This window comes from Niabella terrae (assembly GCF_054783135.1).
The window spans coordinates 33490-55168 of record NZ_BAAGRD010000010.1; the positions used below are offsets into that span (position 1 = coordinate 33490).

Below are 21679 nucleotides of genomic sequence, written 5' to 3' on the forward strand. Positions count from 1 at the left end.
AGTATTTTAAAAAATCAATTGAACAAAAATGAAAATAATCCATTCCCTAATTATCCCCTGTATGACCCTGCTATTGGTGAGTTGCGCATCTACACGCACAAACACAAAGCTGGCACCGGAAATTACCGGTGAATATTACAGGGTTACCAAACATTATGATGCGCCGTCCAAAACCTGGTATTTTCTCACTAAAATAGACCATAAGGACAAATCAGGTGACCTGATCCCGTTGCGTCTGGAACTTGCCATTAAAGATACCGGAGAAACAGTAAGACAGTTTGCCATCAGAAAGGGTACCATGCTGGCCTTTAATGCTTCCACACAACGCAGGCCGACGCCCCAAACCAAAGCACCTTCAGGAACGCAGATCGTAGCCGGAAAAATTGTCCAGGAACTGCCCAAGAACACTTATACCCTGGGTATAAAAGCCAATAACGAACTGGTGGCTTACCCGCCCGGAACCAGTGGGGCAGGGATGCTGCAGGACGGATCTGTCAACGCACTGACGGCATTTATTCCCCTGATCGAGGGGCATAAGAATGTTCATGACAGCCTGCTGACCATTGTCCGGAATTTCAATGAAATTCATCCCCGTCAGATTATCGCCCAGTTCGACAATCTCGACCTGCTGTTCCTGAGTTGCGGCGGAAGGGGCTTCGATGGAGAAGGCATGACTTCAAAGGACCTGATGCGCATCTTACAAAACCTGGAAGTGAAATTTGCCTATATGCTTGATGGCGGCGGCAGCACTTCGACCGTAGTGGGTAAGACACTGATTACAAAAAAGATCGATGAAAACGGGACACAGGAACGTACCCGCCCGAACTTTCTGTTTTTTATGCCTGTGCAGGAATGAATTTAGTTGGCCGGTGCCCTTCGATTCCATAATTTAACCCCGGAAATATCCGGACATTAAAATTATAATAATGAATTATCTACTCAGGACCTGTTACGCGATAATGCTCGGCTGCATTGGCTTCTCCTGCAGCCCTGCGGCCAAAACCGCTACTTCGGGAAGATCCGCTACGCCAACAGGACAGTACCAGGTATACCTGCTGCTCGGCCAATCTAATATGGCGGGCCGGGGTCCGCTTACCCAGCAGTACCTGGACATTCACCACAACCGGGTACTGATGCTGGATAAAAGCAATAATTGGGTACCGGCCAGACACCCTTTACATTTTGATAAACCGAAAGTCGCAGGCGTGGGTCCGGGACTTTCCTTTGCTGCAGCGATAGCAGAAGCCTATCCCAATGATACCATTTGTCTGGTACCCGCTGCGGTGGGTGGTACTTCCATCTCCAAATGGGAGCCAGGTGCCTATGATCGGGCAACCCAGACCCATCCTTATGACGATGCAGTCAAAAGGATAGAGGAAGCCAGGAAAAAGGGCCCCATAAAAGGGGTGATCTGGCTACAGGGAGAAGGGGATAGCAGACCGGCTTCAGCGGCCGTATATTTAGCACGTCTCAGGACACTCATTGAACGGATCAGAAAGGTAGCCTCCAACCCAAAGCTGCCTTTTGTCGCTGGCGAATTGGGACGTTACAGGGAGAAATATCAACTCATTAATGAGCAATTGGCACGGTTGCCTCAGGAAGTTCCGTTTACGGCAGTCGTTTCATCCGCCGGACTGGTACATAAAGGGGATAGCACGCATTTTGACAGCCCCTCCATGGTGGAATATGGTAAGCGCTTCGGGAAAGGCATGTTGGAATTGCAGCGTAAAAAAAATTAAATAAATCATCAAAACAAGTGATGCGTGTCCGCAACAGGCGCTAAAATCCAGAATAAGTAAATGAGTACCAAAAAAATAACTTCCGATCAGCTGACAAGACGCGATACAACCATTTCCATCGTATTAATCGGGATGATATTTTTCATCATTGGTTTTGTGTCATGGATCAATGCCATACTGATACCGTTTTTTAAGATCGCCTGTGAATTGACCAATTTTCAATCCTACCTGGTTGCCTTTGCCTTTTATATTTCCTATCTGGTGATGTCGGTGCCGTCTTCCTATCTCTTAAAAGCTATGGGTTTTAAGAAAGGCATGATGACGGCGTTTTTTGTGATGGCTGTGGGCGCCGCTTTATTTATTCCCGCCGCTTACTACCGGACCTATTGGATATTTCTGGCCGGTTTATTTACGCTGGGCTCCGGACTGGCCATCCTGCAGACAGCCTCCAATCCATATATTACCATATTGGGCCCGCAACAAAGCGCCGCCCAGCGAATCAGCATCATGGGTATGTGTAATAAATTTGCCGGTATTATGGCGCCACTGCTGTTTGCTGCAGCCGTTCTTAAGGCAAGTGATGCCGAACTTTTTAAGCAGATTCCTTTAATGGGTGAACTGGAAAAAGCGGCTGCGCTGGACGAACTGATCAGAAGGGTCATGTTGCCTTATACCGTAGTCGCAGTGGTGCTTATTGGCCTCGGCCTGTTTATAAAGTATTCACCCCTGCCCGAGATAGACACAGAAACAGAACACGGTGAAATAGCCGCCTCCAACTCAGATAAAACAAATATCTTTCAGTTCCCGCATTTGATTTTGGGAGCCGTCGCCATTTTTTTGCATGTCGGTGCACAGATATTAGCCATTGATACAATCATTGGTTATGCAGGATCGATGGGTATCACACTGGTAGAAGCAAAAGTATTTCCTTCTTATACACTTGCCCTGACGATGCTGGGGTATTTAGCCGGTGTCCTGGCCATTCCGCGTTTTCTGAGTCAGGGGAATGCCCTTAAAATATGCACCATTTTGGGGACGGTATTGAGCCTGCTGATCGTTTTTTTAAAGGCTCCGGTCACTTTACTGGGCCATACGGCCGATATTTCTTTATGGCTGGTCGTCATGCTGGGTCTGGCCAATTCTTTGATATGGGCGGGGATCTGGCCGCTGGCACTGGATGGTCTGGGGAGATTTACAAAACTGGGCTCCTCGATCATGATTATGGGGCTTTGCGGAAATGCCATCATGCCGGTCATTTATGGTCATATCGCAGATACACATGGATTGAGGGAAGCTTACTGGTTGCTGCTGCCCTGCTATCTTTACCTGGTCTATTATGCCTTACACGGACATAAATTAAGAAGATGGCGCTCGGTTAAGCCGGCTTCATAAATTGGTATTAAGGTAAACGCAAGGAGCGGGTCGGATTGGTGTCCCGTGCGAGGGAAGTTCGCTGATCAGGGCAGGAGGTAATCCCATTTGAGGGAAATGGAAACCATATCAGTTTTATTGATAAAGCCATCATCAAACTAAAAGGGGAGTTAATGAAGTTCAAAATCATCAATGGCCGGATAATTACACCCGACCAAATTATTGAAAACGGAAGCATTCTGGTGGAGAACGGTCGTATTGCCGCCATCAGCCATTCGGAGATGGAAGCCGAATGCGACGATATTATTGACGCGGAAGGCCATTATATTTCACCGGGATTTATTGATATACATGTACACGGCGGCGGTGGCTATGATTTTATGGATGGCACGGTGGAGGCTTTTCTGGGGGTTGCCGAAGTACATGCCCGCTTCGGAACTACGGCCATGTTTCCAACAACTTTAACCAGCGAAGTAGAAGATCTTTTTTCTACGCTTGATGCTTATAAGGAAGCCAGCAGGCAGAACAGGAATGGCGCAGCATTTATGGGTGTGCACCTGGAAGGGCCTTATTTTGCCCTGAGCCAGCGGGGTGCCCAGGATCCCCGGTATATACGACATCCGGACCCGGAAGAGTATAAAAGGATACTGGATTATTCAGATGATATTGCCCGTTGGAGTGCAGCGCCCGAACTGCCCGGAGCGCTGGAATTCGGGCGCTATGTAAGGTCCCGGGGAAAAGTATTGGCGCTGGCCCATACGGATGCATTATACGATGAAGTCGTAGAAGGATTTAATAATGGCTATACGCTGGCTACGCATTTCTATTCCTGTATGAGCGGCGTATCCCGTAGGAATGCGTTCCGGTATGCGGGCGTCATAGAAGCGGGTTACCTGATTGAAGCGATGGACCTGGAAGCAATCGCAGATGGTATTCATTTACCGCCACCGTTGCTACAATTGATATACAAGATAAAAGGCCCGAACCGGACTGCCCTGGTTACGGATGCGATGCGGGGCGCCGGTATGCCGGAAGGCGAAAGTATATTGGGAAATATTCATACGGGCCTCAGGGTCATTGTGGAAGATGGCATTGCCAAACTGCCGGATCGTTCGGCATTTGCCGGAAGTGTGGCCACGGCCGACCGTCTGGTAAGAACGGTCGTTAAACAGGCGGACATACCCCTGGCAGACGCGATAAAGATGATGACTGAAACGCCGGCGCGTATCATGGGGATTGATGCCCGGAAGGGCAGTCTGGCCACCGGTAAGGATGCGGATATTGTGGTATTTGATCCCGATATCAATATTCTTAAAACTTTCGTGAAAGGCCGGCTTATTTATTCAAAAGGCAAGCTTGACTAGTATGGATCAGGACCTTGTCTACCAGGAATATAAAATAGACCAGCAGCCCTGGAGCGCCTGTCACACCGAAAAAATACAGGCAGCGGTAAAGCTGGCGCACAGACCGGAGGAACTTTTCCTCGAATTTATGGTCCGTGAACCGGTGGCCCAGGCCAGATTCCGGAACACCAACGGTGAAGTATACAAAGACAGCTGCGTGGAATTTTTTGTACAATTTGACCAGGATGCCAATTATTATAATCTGGAATGTAATGTATTGGGTAATATAAGATTTTTCTATGGCCCTGACAGGAACAACCGATCGGCCATAGCCGCCGAAACTATTGAAAAAATAGAACGTAAATTGGTTTTCCAACCTTATTTGTACCAGAATCAATTGTATATCGAATGGCGTTTAACTGCCGTACTGCCACTCTTCGTATTTGTTCATCACCGCTTAAACCGACTAGAAAATCACCGCATCAAGGGTAATTTTTACAAATGCGCGGATGAAGGCTTGCCGCATTATCTTTCATGGTCCTTCATTAAAACTGAACAACCTGATTTTCACCGACCGGAGTATTTCGGATTATTGGATTTTAAATAGCATTCCCGCTCCCCGAAAATAACCATACTGATCGGCGTTAATGCTGAAGTCCCCCTCACACTGAGATTGCAGGAGCCAGGCCCGCCTGCTTATAGATGTCGGATCAGTACGGTTCATTAGGCTGATAATTAACCTTTTATATTTAGGATCCTGCTTTAAATGTATCAATCGGTCAGTTTTTTGCATCATTTGAACTGTAGGAAGCTGCGTGAAACCGATAGCTTTGAGTCCGGATAACAGCTGATAAAAAGAACCTGATCGCCTCAGGATTAATTGACCGATACCCTGTCCGGGAATGCTGACATGATTTACCGGTCCGACAGCTTTTAAGTTATCCGCCAATAAAGTAGTATAACGAAGCATAACGATGTAGGAGGCTGTTAATATGGGAAAATACTTCAATAATTGTCGTCTAAGGTTGGTTTTTTCTGTCCTGGTTTGGGTGGCCGCCGGAACGGGAATTTTACAGGCGCAGCCAACAAGCAGCGCTGAATTGCTGTACCTGTCGGGAACGGATGCTGCGCATACCCGAACCTGGAACTTTATGGTGACCGGTGGTCGCAACAGCGGTCATTGGACGACCATAGAAGTGCCTTCACACTGGGAACAGCAGGGTTTTGGCAATTATAATTATGGCCGCGACAATGTCACTTTCGGAAAAGGATTTCAGTATGCCAGCGAACAGGGCTTATATCAATATGCATTTCAGGTACCCGAAGATTGGCGGAACCGGCAGGTAAACCTGGTTTTCGAAGGTGTCATGACCGATGCCGCCGTGCGCATCAACGGTCAGGTAGCCGGGCCGGTACATCAGGGTGCCTTTTACCGGTTTAGCTATAATATCACCGACAAACTCAGGTTCGGTGCAGAGAATTTACTGGAAGTGACCGTAAGTAAGATGTCGGCAGCACCCTCGGTCAACCGGGCGGAACGAATGGCCGATTACTGGATATTTGGGGGGATTTATCGTCCTGTTTACCTGCAGGCCCTTCCTGGTAACCATATAGCGTGGACTTCGATTGATGCAAAGGCCGATGGCAACTTCCGCCTGGCAGCCCATTTAAACCGGCCGGCCCGGGGCGCTACACTCGAAGCGCTTATTCAGGATCCCGATGGCAGGCAGGTGGCCACCATAAAAAAAGTCATCAACGGAGCGGATACCCTGATCAGGCTCAGTACCCGGGTCAAAGCACCCCGCCAGTGGACCGCTGAAACGCCCCATCTTTATACCGTTATTCTTAGGTTAACTCCTAAGGGGAAGACGGGTTTTGTCAGCCGGGAGAAATTCGGTTTCAGAACGATTCAAGTTCGTAAAGGGGACGGAATTTACCTGAATGGAACAAAAATAAAAATCAAGGGGATCAACCGGCATGTGTTCTGGCCCGACTACGGCAGGACCAGTTTTCCCGACGCAGACCTGCTGGATGTCCAGCTGATGAAAGATATGAACCTGAATGCCGTCCGTTGTTCCCATTATCCACCCGATGCCAACTTTCTCCGGAACTGTGATTCCCTGGGTCTTTACGTGATAGACGAGCTGGCTGGCTGGCAAAAAGCCTATTCCACGGACGCCGGAAAACCGCTGGCTCGGGAAATGGTCATCCGGGACGCCAATCATCCCTCGATTATATTCTGGAGTAACGGAAATGAAGGCGGCCATAATATGGAACTGGTAAATGAATATGCAAAATATGACCTGTCAGCCCGCACCGTGATTCATGCCCACCACCGACCAGGTCATGCCATCAACGGAATTGACTGCAATCATTATGAAGATTATTACAGTACCCGGAAGATATTGCAGGACAGCAATATCTATATGCCTACCGAATTTTTGCATGGCTTACATGACGGTGGTGCTGCTGCAGGACTGGCTGATTTCTGGGAACTGCATTGGAATGCCCAAAGGGGCGCCGGCGGTTTCATTTGGAATTTTGCGGATGAGGCGGTGGTGCGCACCGACAGAAACGGGCAGCTGGATGCCAATGGCTATAATGGCACAGATGGGGTTCTGGGGCCTTATCGTCAGAAGGAAGGCAGCGCTTACGCCTTGAAGGAAATTTACGCACCGGTAAAGATCCGGTTAAAGGAATTACCCGAGGATTTTTCAGGGAGCATCGAACTGGAGAACCGGTTTCATTTTACCAACCTGAAAGCCTGTCGCTTTCATTGGGCCTTACTCAAATTTGACCCGCAAAGCACCGGCCATTTCGTCGCGGATTCGGGTGAAGCCAGCGCGCCGGATATCGCACCCCTGCAGAAGGGTCGCCTGCAACTTGGTCTTCCCGATCAGTGGCGCGCCTCGGATGCATTGGCCCTGACCGCTACCGATCCTCATGGCCGGGAAATCTACCGCTGGACCTGGCAGATTAAACAACCTATCGCACTGCTTTCCGATCTTTTCCCGGCTGAAGCCTCCGGAAAGGACCTCCTGGTAAAGGAAGAAAAGGCTTCTCTGGAGCTTTCAACAGCGCAGCTGACCCTGCGTTTCGATAAAAAAACGGGATGGCTGTCAAAGCTTAGTACCCAGGGCAGCCGCAATCTGTCCCTGACTCAGGGGCCGGTATTTGTCAGCGGGGATGCGGTTTATAGTCATTTGGAACATCACAGGGCAGGGGACAGTGCCGTGGTGGAGGTTTTCTATCGGGGAGATCTGAACCGGGTCCGCTGGGTGCTGCATAAAGACGGACGATTATCGCTCCACTATCGATATCAGCTGGACGGGGACTATCCTTTTGCCGGCGTCAGTTTTACTTATCCGGAAGCCCTGGTTACCGGTGTGAAATGGCTGGGCAGGGGACCGGGACGGGTGTGGAAGAACCGGTTGCAGGGCATGCATTTTGATATTTTCGAAAAAGCCTATAATGCCACTGAAACCGGCAGGGAACCCTGGATATATCCGGAGTTTAAAGGCTATTATGCAGACGTCGTCTGGATGGAACTGCAAACGATGGAAGGCCGCATCAGGATGGGTACACCCGACAAAGATCTGTTTGTCCGGCTATTTGATTTTTACGCCACCAGCGGGGAAAGAAATCTGCCCAGGTTGCCGGCGGGAAATCTTTCTTTTTTGGACAGGATTCCGGCGGCAGGTTCAAATTTAAAGAAGGGAGGCAGTACCGATGTCAGCAATCTGGGGCCTTCCAGTGCGCTCAATAGTATTCATCAGCAATTGGAACGTACGCTTTACTTCTATTTTGGCAATTAACGATGGCGGAGAGGGCCTTTCCATGTCGTACAAAGATTGTTTTACACTATGCCCGGAATTGCGGGCAAATAATAAAATTCGTAGATGAAAAAAAAATGTTTGTTACTGGCGCTTATCTGTTGTAGTGCCGTGAACTTTTCAAGGGCAGCTGATTTTATATGGTATGTTGGCCGGCAGCCCGTCACTTATGCCATGGCAGAAAATGTTTCACCTGTGGTTCATACGGCCCTGCAGATGTGGATGGACGATCTGCGACAGGTAACCGGCCTTTTACCTCAACAGTCTCGTAATGCCCGGTCAGCCACCGTCCGGATCCTGCAACTGGATCAGTATTCGGGCAAAGATCTTGCGGGTCTGGGACTGCCGCTGGACAAACTGAAAGCCCGGAAGGAAGCTTTCTATATCGCGGTAAAAAACAATCAACTTATTATTGCCGGCAGCGATCGCAGGGGAACCGCCTACGGACTGCTGGAACTGTCCCGCCTGGCCGGTGTCTCGCCCTGGATCTGGTGGGGCGATGTGGTGCCTGAAAGAAAGCAACGCCTGAGCCTGCCGGCAGATTTTCAAAGTTTCCAAAGTCCGTCTGTCGCGTATCGCGGAATTTTTCTCAATGATGAAGACTTCAGTCTCCAGCCCTGGAGCTGGAAGCATTTTGATCCCCAGCAAAAATCGGGTATGATTTCGGCGAAAACCTATAAGCAGATTTTTAAGCTGCTGCTACGTCTTCGTGCCAATGCCATATGGCCAGGTATGCATGGAATTTCTGTGCCCTTTTATCTTGTTCCGGGCGCCAAGGAAGCAGCCGACAGCTGCGGTATTGTGATGGGTACTTCTCATTGTGAGCCCTTAATGAGCAATGCCAATGGGGAATGGCTGGACGAGCAGCGGGGTGCCTACAATTATATTAGTAATAAGTCATCGGTACTGAATTTCTGGCAGCAGCGACTGGACTCGGTTCGCCACTACGAAAACATTTTTACCATGGGCATGCGGGGCAAGCACGACGGCTCCATGCAGGGAGTTAAAACCATGAAGGAAAAAACAGCGGCATTGCAGCAAGTGATTTATGATCAACGGAAAATGTTGCAACAAATTGTAAATCCCGACCTCACCGCATTACCGCAGCAATTTGTACCTTACAAGGAAGTGCTGGATATCTATGAAAGGGGACTGGATGTGCCGGAAGATATCATGCTGACCTGGTGCGATGATAATTACGGCTATATGAAAAGATTGAGTGACAGTGCACAGCAAAAAAGAAGCGGTGGCTCTGGAGTTTATTATCATTTTAGTTATTGGGGCCGTCCACATGATTATTTGTGGCTCACGACTACCCAACCCGGGCTTATCTATCAGGAAATGAAAACTGCCTACGCCCATAACGCCCGCAGACTCTGGATCGTCAATATACATGATATCAAGCCAGCGGCCTACCAGCTGGAATTATTCATGGATATGGCCTGGAATATTCAATCTATTGATGAGGTATCCGGTGTTGCAGGTCATTTGAAAAACTGGCTGCAAAACAATTTTGGTGCACAGGCTGGCGGAAAGTTATTTCCTGCGATGCGTGAATATTACCGGCTGACGACGATCCGCAAACCCGAGTTTATGGGATGGAATCAGGTGGAACTGGATAAGAAAAAATATCGTCGTGGCATGTCTCCGGTTCAACCAACGGAGTTCAGCTTTACCAGTTTTAATAACGAAGCCGATCGGTACCTGAACGATTATGAGAATATTAAGCAGCAAATTCTGGAAGTGGAAAAACTCCTTCCCGAGAATAGGAGAGACGCCTATTTTGCAGCCATCAAGTATCCGGTCTTTGCTGCAGCCGCCATGGCAGAAAAAATACTCGAATCCCAGCGGACAAGAGCCATTGCTTCCGGTGGATATGATGAAAAGCGTTGGAAGCGGGATGACCAGCTCCTTCGGGCGAGTGCCAGAAGTATGGATGCCTATTACAGGATCCGGGAACTTACGGCATATTATAATGATTCGCTCGCGGGTGGTAAGTGGAAATACTCAATGTGTTATAATCCCCGCGATTTGTACGTGTTTGATTCACCGGCCTTGCCGGTCGCAGTTACCCCAAAGGAAATGACTGGCCTGCTAAAATCGGAGAAGCCCGACAAATATCCTTCGGTACCGATCCAATCAGATGGTTCCTTTATTGCCCGCAACGCTGCTGCATTTAGCCATGCTTCGGTTCAGGTTTATCCTGTTAAAATGCTTGGCCACAGCATGAATGCGGTGCCATTGCCTAAGGGAGCAACACTGCGCTATGAGTTTGAGGCCCCGGCGGCCGGGGACGTGGTGCTACGTACAGCGCTCATACCAACGCATCCCAGCGACAAAGGCGATATCCGGTTCAGTGTACAGTTGGACGACGCACCGCCACAGATCATCTCTTTCAGGGAAAAAGGTCGCTCGGAAACCTGGAAATTGAATGTGCTTCGGGGGCAGGCGGTTAAGAACAGCCAGCTTCATCTCAGTGCCGGGAAGCACACACTCCGCTTTACGGCATTAGATGATCACGTAACTATAGATCAGTGGATGATTGATTATGTTGCGGACAGGAAGTTTTATGTTTTTCCGGTTGATCCAGATTATTGATGAAAATAGCCCAGGGAGATGTCTTGTTTTCAGGCGCTCTCGCAACCGCTTCCTGAACGGAACTATAATTTTCCGACCCTGATAAATCTACGACTGCGTCAAATTTCGGGTCAGGCACTTCCAGCAAACTGTTCAGATACACTTCCAGGTTGGTAAATACGGTGTTGCGCAATGTTGCCGTTTTGCCGTCCGAGCCATCATTCAGATTCAAATTGTTTGAAGTTTCCCACCAGTCAGGCAAACCTCACTATCGGAATCTTTCAGGAACCTGTCAGTGGTAAAAAAGCTCTAAGGCCTGACGAACGCTCTAATCTGGCAACACACATGGTTCAGCGATATGGTGTAAGCCAACGTCAGGCATGTACAGCAGTTTGTTTACCCAGGAGTTTCTTTGGCAAGTCTAAGCAGCCCTTTTTTCTTTGGGATTTCCATACTATAGTTGAGGTCTTTTAGCAAATAAAACAAACTATGTGTAAAAATAGTACGCGTAAACGGCCGTTAAAAAACCGGACGCCATCAGGCGCCTCTTTGCTCTCATGCCCTGAGATGGGAATAATAGGTACGCCATTTTTTCAGAAAATAGCGATAACTTAGAAGTTTTAAAATTGGTATGTATGAAAGCCCTGCTGATATGTTTACTTTTGCCTTGCGTGGTTATAGGGCAGCCAAATCTGCGCTCTGTTAATGATACCATTCTGGAAGTAGAAGGTCATTTAGCGCCCGATATTGTTTATGGTGAGGCCATTCCTGCGCTGAACCTCAAACAGCGTATGAAAGAAACCGGTGTGAAAGGTTTAAGCGTTGCCGTCATTAAGGATTATAAAATTCATTGGGCGAAAGGATATGGATGGGCTGATGAATCGTCTGCAAAAAAAGTTACTGCCACTACAAGATTCCAAGCCGCTTCTATCAGTAAAAGCCTGAACAGCATGGGTATATTAAAGCTGGTAGCCGATCGTAAGATACAGCCGGAAGCGGACATTAACACTTTACTAAAAAGCTGGCAGTTCCCTTACGATTCCAATTCCGGGAATAATAAGATTAATATATACCATCTTCTAAGCCATACGGCAGGCCTTGGCATCCACGGTTTTCCCGGTTATAAACGAACAGATCCATTGCCTACCTTACAGCAGATTTTAGACGGAAAGCCACCAGCAAATACTATGGCAGTTCGATCACAATTTGAAGCCGGCAGCCGCGAACAGTACTCCGGAGGTGGCATCACCATTTCTCAACTCATTGTTGAAGATATTACAGGAAGGCCTTACAGTGAATATATGCAGGAGGCCGTGTTGCAGCCATTGGAAATGACCCATAGCAGTTTTGCTCAGCCACCTGCTGATACGACAGATCTTGCGACCGGGTATTATACGAATGGCCAGCCCGTGAATGGCAGGTATCATATTTACCCCGAACAGGCGGCCGCAGGACTATGGACTACGCCCACAGACCTGGCAAAATATATCATCGAATGCCAGTTGGCATTAAAGGGGCAATCACATAAGGTGCTGTCCCAACAAATGATGCAAACCAGGATGACCCCCTACCTGAGTAAAGAATCAGCTTTGGGTGTAGCCATCATAAAACGGGGAGAGCAGCAATTTTTTATACACAATGGCAGTAATGAAGCGTTCCTGAGTACAGCGTACGGAACTATGGAGGGTGGCAATGGCATCGTAGTCATGATCAATGGCGAGGACTTTTCGGTAGTGAGCGAACTATTAAACAGCATTGCCCGTGTCTATCAATGGAAAGGATTTTATGCTCCTTCCATAAAAAAATTAGTACAACTCACGGCTCAGCAGATGAAGCTATTTACAGGTGTATATCATTTAGGTAAAAGCGACACGCTGAATGTGTATCGCTCCGGAGAAGACCTATATATACAGCAAAGCGGGCTTCGGGACAAAGGCTATAAGATGCTGTTTGTAACCCCTACCGCATTTGAGCTGGTCGAACGACCAGGTTGGCAATTTTCATTTGTCGCCAGTCCGGGCGCCCAGGCATCTAAATTAAATATTACGATGCAGGGCAGGACTTTGGAGGCCATCCGGTCTGAATAAGAAAAATATGATATAAAAAACCTTACAAATCATGATGATTTTATGGATGTCACCTTGGAAAATAAAAAGGGAACAAATTAATATTGCTCCCCGCACAGGCTGGCTTAAACCGCCTGCTAAACTGTAAATATAACAAAGAAATATTTGGTTCATAACTCAGAATCTTAGCTATTGGTGACAGTTTATTCTATTCAATTTTTAAGAGCTTTAAAACCTGTTTTTCGTACTTGGCGTATGAAGCCCTACCGAGTTGAATCATTCTATTTAATTTCTCAAGTACGTTACTTTTCCCCGATTTGCTTCTACATTTCATTATTTTCGGGATGAGTTCTTAATAGAGGGATTCAATCTCTTCTATTTTATGACCCAACCCAATTAACGCTGCAATTATTGAACCGGTACTTGTTCCATAAATAAGACCAAATGACTCACATAGAGTTTGCCAAGCTTAAGCTCAGGTTCTTTTAGAACACCTAAGGTATAAACACCCTTAGAGCCACCTCCATCTAATACTAGTATGTTCAGATACTTGTTCGTTATTATTATCACTGTAACTCTAAATGTGGCATCAGGTTTAAATCAGAATACGTCAATGATAAATTCTAAGCTAAACTAAAAAAATATACAACCAGAGAAGGCACGGTGGAAACATATTCAAGAGTGATTAGCATTTCCTACAATAACTACTGCAAAGGTGAGCGACAAGATATCAAAAACTTACAAGCTAAGATTGACGAACTTAGTATTGCCATTACTAAGGCGCGTAAAAAATTCATGCTTGACAGCATTTCTGAAAAGGATTACAAAGAATTTCGACAGGAATGCGAGATCGAAATAAATGTAATCGAAGTGAAATTGTTCGAACTTAACAAGACAAAAATCCTTAATGGAGGAAATTTGAACCAGGCCGTCTTTAAAGTTTTGAATTTGAATACGTTATATAAAGAAGAGAAAAATATTGATATTCGGCGTAAAATTATCGGTTCGATTTTCCCCGAAAAACTGGTATTTGACGGTAATGACTTTCGAACCGCCAAGGAGAACGAAGTCATTCGGCTGATGTACTTGCTGGACAAGGGTTTCCGCAAAATAAAAAATGGAGAAACCGAATCAAATTTCGATTTCTCCACCCCCTTAGTGCCCGAGACTGGATTCGAACCAGCACGCCGTGTTACCAGCACTACCACCTCAAAGTAGCGTGTCTACCAATTTCACCACCCGGGCATGATAAGAACTTTTTTTAAAGCGCTGCAAATATAAATATAACAACACTTATGGAAACGTTTTACAGCCAATAAATTTATGACTTAGCTTCGCCGTAATACTTCTGGCTAATCATCCAGTTTGAGTACGGCCAGAAAAGCCTCCTGGGGTACTTCCACATTACCGATCTGCCGCATCCGCTTTTTACCCTCTTTTTGTTTTTCCAGCAGTTTGCGTTTCCGGCTGATATCTCCACCATAACATTTGGCGGTTACATCCTTGCGCATCGCAGAGATATTCTCCCTGGCGATAATCTTGGCACCAATGGCGGCTTGAATTGCAATCTGAAACTGCTGGCGGGGCAGTAATTCTTTGAGCTTTTCACAAAGCTTCCGTCCGAAATCCTGTGCCCGGCTTCTGTGGATCAGTGCACTCAGTGCATCTACCTTGTCGCTGTTCAACAGAATATCCATCTTGGCAATATCACTGTCGCGGTAGCCCATAGGATGGTAATCAAATGAAGCATAGCCGCGGGTCTGGGATTTCAGTTTATCATAGAAATCAAAAACGATTTCTGTTAAAGGCATTTCAAAAATTAATTCCACCCGTGTGGTCGTAAGGTAACTTTGGTTGACCAGTATCCCTCTTTTACCCAGGCACAAAGTCATAATATTACCGATATACTCCGGCTTGGTAATGATCTGCGCCTTAATAAAAGGTTCTTCAATACGGTCGGTCTTGACAGGATCCGGAAACTCTGTCGGGTTATTGACGATAATTTTTTCTCCCTTGGTGGTATGGGCGATAAAACTCACGTTGGGTACCGTAGTGATAACGGTTTGATTGAACTCGCGCTCCAGCCTTTCCTGAATGATCTCCATATGGAGCATGCCCAGAAAACCGCATCGGAAGCCAAAGCCCAGCGCCTGAGAAGTCTCCAGTTCGAAAGTCAGCGAGGCGTCATTGAGCTGCAGTTTATCCATGCAGTCTCGCAATTCCTCAAATTCATCGGTATTGACCGGGTAGATACCGGCAAATACCATCGGTTTTACTTCTTCAAATCCTTTGATGGCCAGCGGTTGGGTATTGCTGGCCAGGGTAATGGTATCACCGACTTTGACCTCTTTGGCATTTTTGATACCGGTAATGATATAACCCACATCACCCGCTTTAATTTCCTGCTGCGGGGTCATTTTTAATTTCAGAATACCGATCTCGTCGGCTTCGTATTGCTGACCGGTGCTCACAAATTTTACCAGATCACCTTTGCGTAGTTTGCCGTTAAGTATCCGGTAATACACGATAATGCCCCGGAAACTATTATATACACTGTCAAAAATTAATGCCTGCAGGGGAGCGGTCTCATCGCCTTTGGGTGGGGGGATGCGTTCGATAATGGCTTCCAATACTTCGGGGACGCCGAGACCGGTACGGCCGCTGGCCAGCATGATTTCTTCGGGTTTGCAGCCAATCAGATCGATGATCTGATCCTTGACCTCTTCGATCATGGCACCGTCCATATCGATTTTATTGATCACCGGGATGATTTCCAGGTCATTGTCGATCGCCAGATATAGGTTGCTGATGGTCTGCGCCTGGATACCCTGGGTGGCGTCCACCAGCAGGAGCGCACCCTCACAGGCGGCCAGTGCCCGGCTGACTTCATAACTGAAATCTACGTGCCCGGGGGTATCGATCAGGTTCAGCACATACTGCTGACCATCATTGGCTTTATAATTGATCTGTATCGCATGACTCTTGATGGTAATGCCTTTCTCACGTTCCAGATCCATATCATCGAGCACCTGGTCTTTCATTTCCCGGTCACTGATGGTGTTGGTAGATTGCAATAAGCGATCTGCCAGGGTACTCTTACCATGGTCAATATGTGCAATAATGCAGAAATTACGAATATGCTTCATGATCAATATCCCGTTTCAGGGCGGGCAAAGGTACAAATTTCAGGGCGCTTTAACGCTAATTTTTTAGCCGGATACAGGCTGATCCGGGCCTTTAGGATCCGTTTTTGCCGGGTAGGGCTGTTCACAGTCGAGAATTGCACGGTCTTTGCTTTTTGAACTGCCATAAAGCATTCCGTATGAAAAAATACTGTTTCCTGCTGATTTTGGTGATTTTTAGCGTTTCTGCCGGCCTGGCTCAGGTTAAACTGGGGGTGCAGGGCAGCCTTCTGCGATCTCAGGTGACCATGGAGGATACCAGTAGTTTCGTGATGGCCATACACGGAGACAACAAAGCCCGATTTGGCTTCCGGGCCGGGGTCTTTGCAGAACTACCTCTTAGCGGCTCCTTATTTTTAGCTTCCTCTCTCAATTTCGTCCGAAAAGGGGCTGAATTCAAATCCCGGTTCTTTAGTGAACAGATTTCCACAAAATATATCACCCATCACCTGGAATTGCCGGTAAATCTTATGATTAAAAACAGCGGATCAGGTGGTTTTTATGGAGGCGCCGGACCCACCCTGAGTATTGGCCTGGGAGGTAAAAGAAAATATTACAGTATTTCGGATGCCAATGAGGAAAAGTCTTCGGAATTGAAAATCAAGTTTGATAATAAAACCTGGGCAGAAGCCGGTATGAAGGATTATCACCTTAAATTCCTGGAACTGGGACTGCAGGCATACGCCGGATATGAATTGCCCAACAGAATCCGGCTGCAGCTGGAATATCATCAGGATCTCAGCAATTTATCGGTAAGCCCTGAGACCAGTTCTTATAAGAACCGGTACCTGGCCCTGACAGTGGGTTGCCTGCTCTGACCTCTGTACAGGCAACGATTTTTTACCTAATCCTATTTTCCTTATTCCACATCGTAAATGAATACTATTCCATGGTTTGTTCCAGATGGGCGAGTTTGCCATCGGCGGTCATGCCCTCAATCACGACCCGGAAAGCATCGGTAACATCATTGTTGTAAAAGGAAATAACGACCTGCCGGGTCTGGGGGTCTATGGTTACATTGGGGTTCCAATACAGTGTGGTACGCACATCCCGGTCTTCACCCTGCGCCGGCGGCTGGGTATTGATATACCTCGGAGAATAAAACTGGCGGATCGGTGTATAGCCGGTAAGTTTCACGCTGGGGATGCCCTTACTTTCTGTTTTCACATCACCGCCCCGGCGGGTATAGATGGCAATGGCACCGTTGGCACCGTTAAATCCGCCCATAAATGGGGGACGGAAAGCCTTGATATAGGCCACATCATTAATATTCACGCTCGAAACCATATTCACATCCGTCGGCGATTCATCCAGGTAGATCTGGGGGGCACCGCCCCGCCAGCTCAGCGTGGCATTCGCGCCCTGACCACTGATCTGTAAACCGGCGACTTTTCCCTGCAGGTAAGTGAAAATATCACCAACTTTTCCAAAGGGATCATTGAGTACATCAAGCTGTATGGCATCACCGGTAAACAGTCCCGATGCATATTTTTCATCCAAAACCTCTACGGGAGACTTGGCCCTTGCCTTGACCGTAACCGTTTCCAGTTCCTTGACATTATCCCTTGCGGTATAGCCGTTTTGTTCATCTGCCAGTTGGAAATGCCGCCACATACCGGTTGTATCCGGCCAGCGCATATTCAGATTGAGGTTGCCTACCGGTGGCGTTCGCAGTTTATTGGGCTGGAACTGCAATGAAACGCCCTGGAGACTTTTGTCCTGGAACTGATAATACACTTTTGCCGTATCAAAGAGAATCATGCTGGGATCGTCAAAACTGCCATCCCGATTAATGGGCATCAGGATCATTTTATTTTCCTGATCTTTCTGGGTAAGAATCAACATAGCGGCCGAACCATCGCCAATGGCACCCGGCATAGCGCCCTGTACATGACCCGAGAGTGACATAAAAGAGGTATCGCGGCCATAACCGACAGCGGGCAGGGTGCCGGTATTGACCTTTTGCCAGTCAATCCGACGCCAGCCATTGGTCAACATCACCAGATCCAGTTGTTGCTGTTTGGCCGGCGAAGGGTTGGTAAAATAATAGGCCGGACGATGGACTTTGCCTTTCAGCTCACTGGTCAGCATCAGGTGTGAAATGATATTGTCGGAACTGTCGGCATCGATGGAAAGATCGGTAACAGAGACAGACAGCGAAGAGGCTACTGCTTCCGGAACCGTGATCCGGACTTCATCGCGTGCCCGGTAGCTGAGTCCCCAGTGCTGGACTTCCATCTCCGGCTTAAATATATAGGGCGCGTTGTTATCTATATAGGTAATGCGTTCCGCCAGGGGTGCCCAGTGCTGATCAAACAGGGTAATGGTCAAAATCCCATAGGGAAGGTTGGCAGTGGGAACAACCGCTTTAATATCTCCTTTGGCAGATTTATTTACCGTGAACACCGGATGCTGGTACATACTGCCTACCAGGTGAACGCTGTCATTTTTGGCTGCCAGGTCGGCACTGAGCTGGGCCATAAATTCTCTTTTACCTGCGGCCACTGCTACCTGCAGTACGGCGCCGGAACCTTTGATGACGGGCAGGGGCGTGCTATGACTTTGCTTTTGTTCGTCGGTCCATTTCGCGGTATAGGACTGTCCGGCCTGCGGGTGGAGCATGATAAAACCCATACCGTCGTGCAGGAAGCGCAGACTATCGACAAATTTACCGGAACCGTCTACCACAGCGCCTTTTACAGTGATTGGACGACCCCACTGATCCGTTGCCTTGAAAGCAATTTTATTGGCCATGCCGGCAACGGCATCTCCGCTTTCCGGAAAAAAGTCCAACAAAGGTTTTATGGTAATGCTGCGCGGTGCCATTATCGAATCCCGGTGCAGCACCGGTATGGCTTTGCGGTACAGAAAAGCGGAATCGAAATTCAGCATCCATTTGGTATAGGCCCTTACGGCCACATAGCCGCCTTTATAATCTGCGGGTATATCAAATTGCCCGTTGGTAAAACCGTTTACCAGTGGCGCTACGGTATGCTGCAAGATCTGACCCTTGTCGTCAATCCAGTCGACATAAAAGTTTTTGCTTTCGGCGGCAGCCACGATCTCATTGAGCAGGTAGGCCTTGAACCAGATGGTTTCACCTGGTACATAGGAGGCTTTATCATAATGCAGATAGGCCCGTTCAGGGCTGTAACGGGCAGCGTAATTTTCCAGTTTTGCAGCGATATCCTGTGCCGCTGCGTTGTGGATGCTGCCGATCAGCAACAGGGCAGGAAAAGCAAGCTTCATAAGACCGATCCAAAATACTTTATGCTTCATTTTCTGTATTAATTAGCTCAAATGGTACCATTCTTTGGTTCAAATACCGCTGAAAATTAAAGCCTGCAGCCTTTATGGCAAAATCTTTAATCATATTTAGAGCAATTTTAGGAATATTAATGCCTGTACACCTGAATACTATCCGTCGGGAACGGGACCCGCTAACAAAAGCACCGGTTTTTTGTTATAACAGCAAAATTGATTATTTAAACCCACATCATTAATAAGACTTATGGCAATTCCTGTATCTGCTTTGGACCTGGCCCTGGTACCTGAAGGCGGTAATTATAAAACGGCGATAGACAGGGCGGTGGCAATCGCCCAGTTTCTGGAGGCGACAGGCTACCGCAGGATCTGGCTCGCGGAGCACCATAATATGCCCCATATCGCCAGTTCGGCGACCACCCTGCTCATCGGTCATATTGCCCAGCAGACCCGTTCCATCCGGGTCGGATCCGGTGGGATCATGTTGCCCAATCATTCCACCCTGTCGGTGGCTGAACATTTCGGGACCCTGGAAGCCATGTTTCCCGGCCGGATTGATCTGGGACTGGGGCGCGCACCGGGTACAGATAACCGCACGGCACTGGCACTCCGGGGCGAGAACTATCGATTCGATTATGATTTTGAAGGCCATATCCTTCAGTTGAGGTCCTATCTGGAAAACGACTCCAATATAACGCCCGTCCGGGCTTTTCCCGGGGAGGGAGCCGATATCCCTTTTTATATACTGGGATCCAGTACCGATAGCGCCCACCTGGCTGCCAAGCTGGGCCTTCCTTATGCCTTTGCGGCCCATTTTGCACCCCGGATGCTGGAAGAAGCGGCTGCGATCTATCGGGCAGAATTTCAGGCGAGCTCTTATCTGAGTCAGCCGTATTTTATGGTCTGTGTTAATACTATTATCGCAGCAACGGATGAGCAGGCGCAGTATTTGTCGACCAGCCTGTACCAGACCTTTATTGGAGTGCTCACCAATAACCGTAAAGCCCTGCAACCGCCGGTAGAAAGTATGGAAGGTCTGTGGAATGAGGAAATCCGGTACCACCTGAACAATATGTTGTCGGCCAGTTTCATTGGTTCGCCTACAACTGTAGCGCCTGCTTTAAAGGGCTTTATTGACCGGCTTCAGATTGACGAGATCATCGCCAGTGCCGCGTTATACGACATGGAAGATCGCAAAAACGCCTACCGGATGTTAAAGGAAATACTGGATCAATACTAAGTCCCAACGGCGGGTTTAGGGCTTGAGAATTTCTTTGGATCGCTCTCTTACTTCCCTGATCAGCAGAGAAAAGGCGCCCAGGGGCATATTGCCATGATCATAGCCGTCGAGTTCCAGTAGCCGTACCCGCTGGTTTCCTGCCAGTTGCAGCATCCGCCAGAGATAGGCATTTTCTTCATAGCGTCCGAGCATTTCCAGATTACGGTCTCCGGTAATCAGGGTGGTGGGGGGCAGGCCTTTGCGTACAAAATACAAAGGTGCCAGGGAGTCAATTACCGGCTGGAGCTCACCCTGACCTCGTTCCTGACGAATGGTAAAATGGGTAATGGTATGGCCGCTGAAGGGAACCAGGGCCGCAATTTGATCCGCATCTATATCATAACGGCCCAGGTATTTCTTGTCCAGGGTCACCATAGTTACCAGATAAGCGCCTGCAGAGTGTCCCGACAGGAATACCAGTTTGTCACTGCCGCCATATTCCCTGATATGTTTAAATACCCAGGCTACTGCGGCTGCAGCATCTTCAATATATAAGGGTGCTTTTACCCGGGGGGAGAGCCGGTATTCTACCGCTGCTACTGCAAAACCCTGTTCCAGCAACTGTTTCGGCAGTTCGCGGTGGCCGCCGGTAATACCGCCGCCGTGCAGCCAGACAACAGTGGCAAAATCCTTCTTTCCCTTAGGGTAATACAGGTCCAGAACACACATGGAATCCTTATAAGTAGCGGAGGCTTTGCCGGCATCAGGGTAGTACCGAATACCTTTCTGGGTGGTATAGGATGTCTGGGCATCGGCCTGAGTAAACAGGATCAGGGCCAGCAAACAAAGTTTTATTTTTTTCATACAAGATAGTTATCGTGGTATGGCAACCACCTGTGATCACCTGCCGGTAAAAGCCGGATACCGAAGCTTTTGTCATCGCCAGGCGGGTTCAAATGTAAAGATTCGGGCGCAGAATCTAAAAAAGCAGCAAAGATCGGAGACTGTCCGGCAATCGCGGGGGATCGTATGGCGCTATCAATGGGGCATATTTTAAAAACTAAATAACCGGTTTGGATGGGTTC

The 21679-nt window shown here is 48.0% G+C and carries 13 protein-coding genes and 1 tRNA gene; 10 read left to right on the forward strand and 4 right to left on the reverse strand.

Translation table 11 applies throughout. From position 1 onward, the window contains the following. Positions 1-28 precede the first annotated feature (28 nt). The 8 genes from ACYVI9_RS12780 (at position 29) to ACYVI9_RS12815 (ending at position 12950) form a co-directional block, all read left to right on the forward strand. Positions 29-856: a phosphodiester glycosidase family protein gene (locus ACYVI9_RS12780; RefSeq protein ID WP_460764971.1), complete on the forward strand. Its 828-nt coding sequence runs from the start codon at positions 29-31 to the stop codon at positions 854-856. A 70-nt stretch (positions 857-926) separates the two neighbouring features. Continuing rightward, complete coding sequence (locus ACYVI9_RS12785) at positions 927-1739, forward strand: sialate O-acetylesterase (protein ID WP_460764972.1); 813 nt, start codon at positions 927-929, stop codon at positions 1737-1739. 60 nt (positions 1740-1799) lie between these two features. Then, the gene (locus ACYVI9_RS12790; RefSeq protein WP_460764973.1) at positions 1800-3131 is read left to right on the forward strand and encodes a sugar MFS transporter; all 1332 of its coding nucleotides are present in this window, start codon (positions 1800-1802) and stop codon (positions 3129-3131) included. 152 nt (positions 3132-3283) lie between these two features. Then, positions 3284-4474: an N-acetylglucosamine-6-phosphate deacetylase gene (nagA, locus tag ACYVI9_RS12795; protein WP_460764974.1), complete on the forward strand. Its 1191-nt coding sequence runs from the start codon at positions 3284-3286 to the stop codon at positions 4472-4474. 1 nt (position 4475) lies between these two features. Further along, positions 4476-5060, forward strand: coding sequence for a carbohydrate-binding family 9-like protein (locus tag ACYVI9_RS12800; RefSeq protein WP_460764975.1), 585 nt, complete (start codon positions 4476-4478; stop codon positions 5058-5060). Positions 5061-5478: 418 nt separating this feature from the next. Beyond that, positions 5479-8268 (forward strand): glycoside hydrolase family 2 TIM barrel-domain containing protein, encoded by a 2790-nt coding sequence (locus ACYVI9_RS12805; RefSeq protein WP_460764976.1) that lies wholly within the window; start codon positions 5479-5481, stop codon positions 8266-8268. Between the two features lie 84 nt (positions 8269-8352). Next, entirely contained in the window at positions 8353-10884 is a 2532-nt protein-coding gene (locus ACYVI9_RS12810; protein ID WP_460764977.1) for a glycosyl hydrolase 115 family protein, read from the forward strand. A 614-nt stretch (positions 10885-11498) separates the two neighbouring features. Then, on the forward strand, positions 11499-12950 hold the full coding sequence (locus ACYVI9_RS12815; protein ID WP_460764978.1) for a serine hydrolase domain-containing protein: 1452 nt from the start codon (positions 11499-11501) through the stop codon (positions 12948-12950). Between the two features lie 1138 nt (positions 12951-14088). On the opposite strand, the gene ACYVI9_RS12820 is transcribed toward ACYVI9_RS12815, so the two are convergent. Both ACYVI9_RS12820 and lepA read right to left on the reverse strand, forming a co-directional pair. Further along, positions 14089-14174, reverse strand: a tRNA-Leu gene (locus ACYVI9_RS12820). Positions 14175-14281: 107 nt separating this feature from the next. After that, a complete protein-coding gene (gene lepA / locus ACYVI9_RS12825; RefSeq protein WP_460764979.1) occupies positions 14282-16075 on the reverse strand; it encodes a translation elongation factor 4 in 1794 nt (597 codons plus the stop codon). 176 nt (positions 16076-16251) lie between these two features. On the opposite strand from lepA, the gene ACYVI9_RS12830 reads away from it, so the two are divergent. Continuing rightward, positions 16252-16929 (forward strand): outer membrane beta-barrel protein, encoded by a 678-nt coding sequence (locus tag ACYVI9_RS12830; protein WP_460764980.1) that lies wholly within the window; start codon positions 16252-16254, stop codon positions 16927-16929. Positions 16930-16993: 64 nt separating this feature from the next. Here ACYVI9_RS12830 and ACYVI9_RS12835 read toward each other — a convergent pair whose 3' ends face one another. Further along, on the reverse strand, positions 16994-19390 hold the full coding sequence (locus tag ACYVI9_RS12835; protein ID WP_460764981.1) for a hypothetical protein: 2397 nt from the start codon (positions 19388-19390) through the stop codon (positions 16994-16996). Between the two features lie 232 nt (positions 19391-19622). Between ACYVI9_RS12835 and ACYVI9_RS12840 the strand changes: the two genes are divergently transcribed. Next, positions 19623-20615, forward strand: a complete 993-nt coding sequence (locus ACYVI9_RS12840) for an LLM class flavin-dependent oxidoreductase (protein WP_460764982.1) — start codon at positions 19623-19625, stop codon at positions 20613-20615. A 15-nt stretch (positions 20616-20630) separates the two neighbouring features. Here the strand turns inward: ACYVI9_RS12840 and ACYVI9_RS12845 are convergent, their stop codons facing one another. Beyond that, positions 20631-21458, reverse strand: a complete 828-nt coding sequence (locus ACYVI9_RS12845; RefSeq protein WP_460764983.1) for an alpha/beta hydrolase — start codon at positions 21456-21458, stop codon at positions 20631-20633. Positions 21459-21679: the final 221 nt, after the last annotated feature.

Excerpts from the sequence above, each read along its gene's own strand:
- ACYVI9_RS12780 (WP_460764971.1), top strand. The coding sequence starts at position 29 with ATGAAAATAATCCATTCCCTAATTATCCCCTGTATGACCCTGCTATTG.
- ACYVI9_RS12785 (WP_460764972.1), top strand. The coding sequence starts at position 927 with ATGAATTATCTACTCAGGACCTGTTACGCGATAATGCTCGGCTGCATT.
- ACYVI9_RS12790 (WP_460764973.1), top strand. The coding sequence starts at position 1,800 with ATGAGTACCAAAAAAATAACTTCCGATCAGCTGACAAGACGCGATACA.
- nagA (WP_460764974.1), top strand. The coding sequence starts at position 3,284 with ATGAAGTTCAAAATCATCAATGGCCGGATAATTACACCCGACCAAATT.
- ACYVI9_RS12800 (WP_460764975.1), top strand. The coding sequence starts at position 4,476 with ATGGATCAGGACCTTGTCTACCAGGAATATAAAATAGACCAGCAGCCC.
- ACYVI9_RS12810 (WP_460764977.1), top strand. The coding sequence starts at position 8,353 with ATGAAAAAAAAATGTTTGTTACTGGCGCTTATCTGTTGTAGTGCCGTG.
- ACYVI9_RS12815 (WP_460764978.1), top strand. The coding sequence starts at position 11,499 with ATGAAAGCCCTGCTGATATGTTTACTTTTGCCTTGCGTGGTTATAGGG.
- lepA (WP_460764979.1), bottom strand. The coding sequence starts at position 16,075 with ATGAAGCATATTCGTAATTTCTGCATTATTGCACATATTGACCATGGT.
- ACYVI9_RS12830 (WP_460764980.1), top strand. The coding sequence starts at position 16,252 with ATGAAAAAATACTGTTTCCTGCTGATTTTGGTGATTTTTAGCGTTTCT.
- ACYVI9_RS12835 (WP_460764981.1), bottom strand. The coding sequence starts at position 19,390 with ATGAAGCATAAAGTATTTTGGATCGGTCTTATGAAGCTTGCTTTTCCT.
- ACYVI9_RS12840 (WP_460764982.1), top strand. The coding sequence starts at position 19,623 with ATGGCAATTCCTGTATCTGCTTTGGACCTGGCCCTGGTACCTGAAGGC.
- ACYVI9_RS12845 (WP_460764983.1), bottom strand. The coding sequence starts at position 21,458 with ATGAAAAAAATAAAACTTTGTTTGCTGGCCCTGATCCTGTTTACTCAG.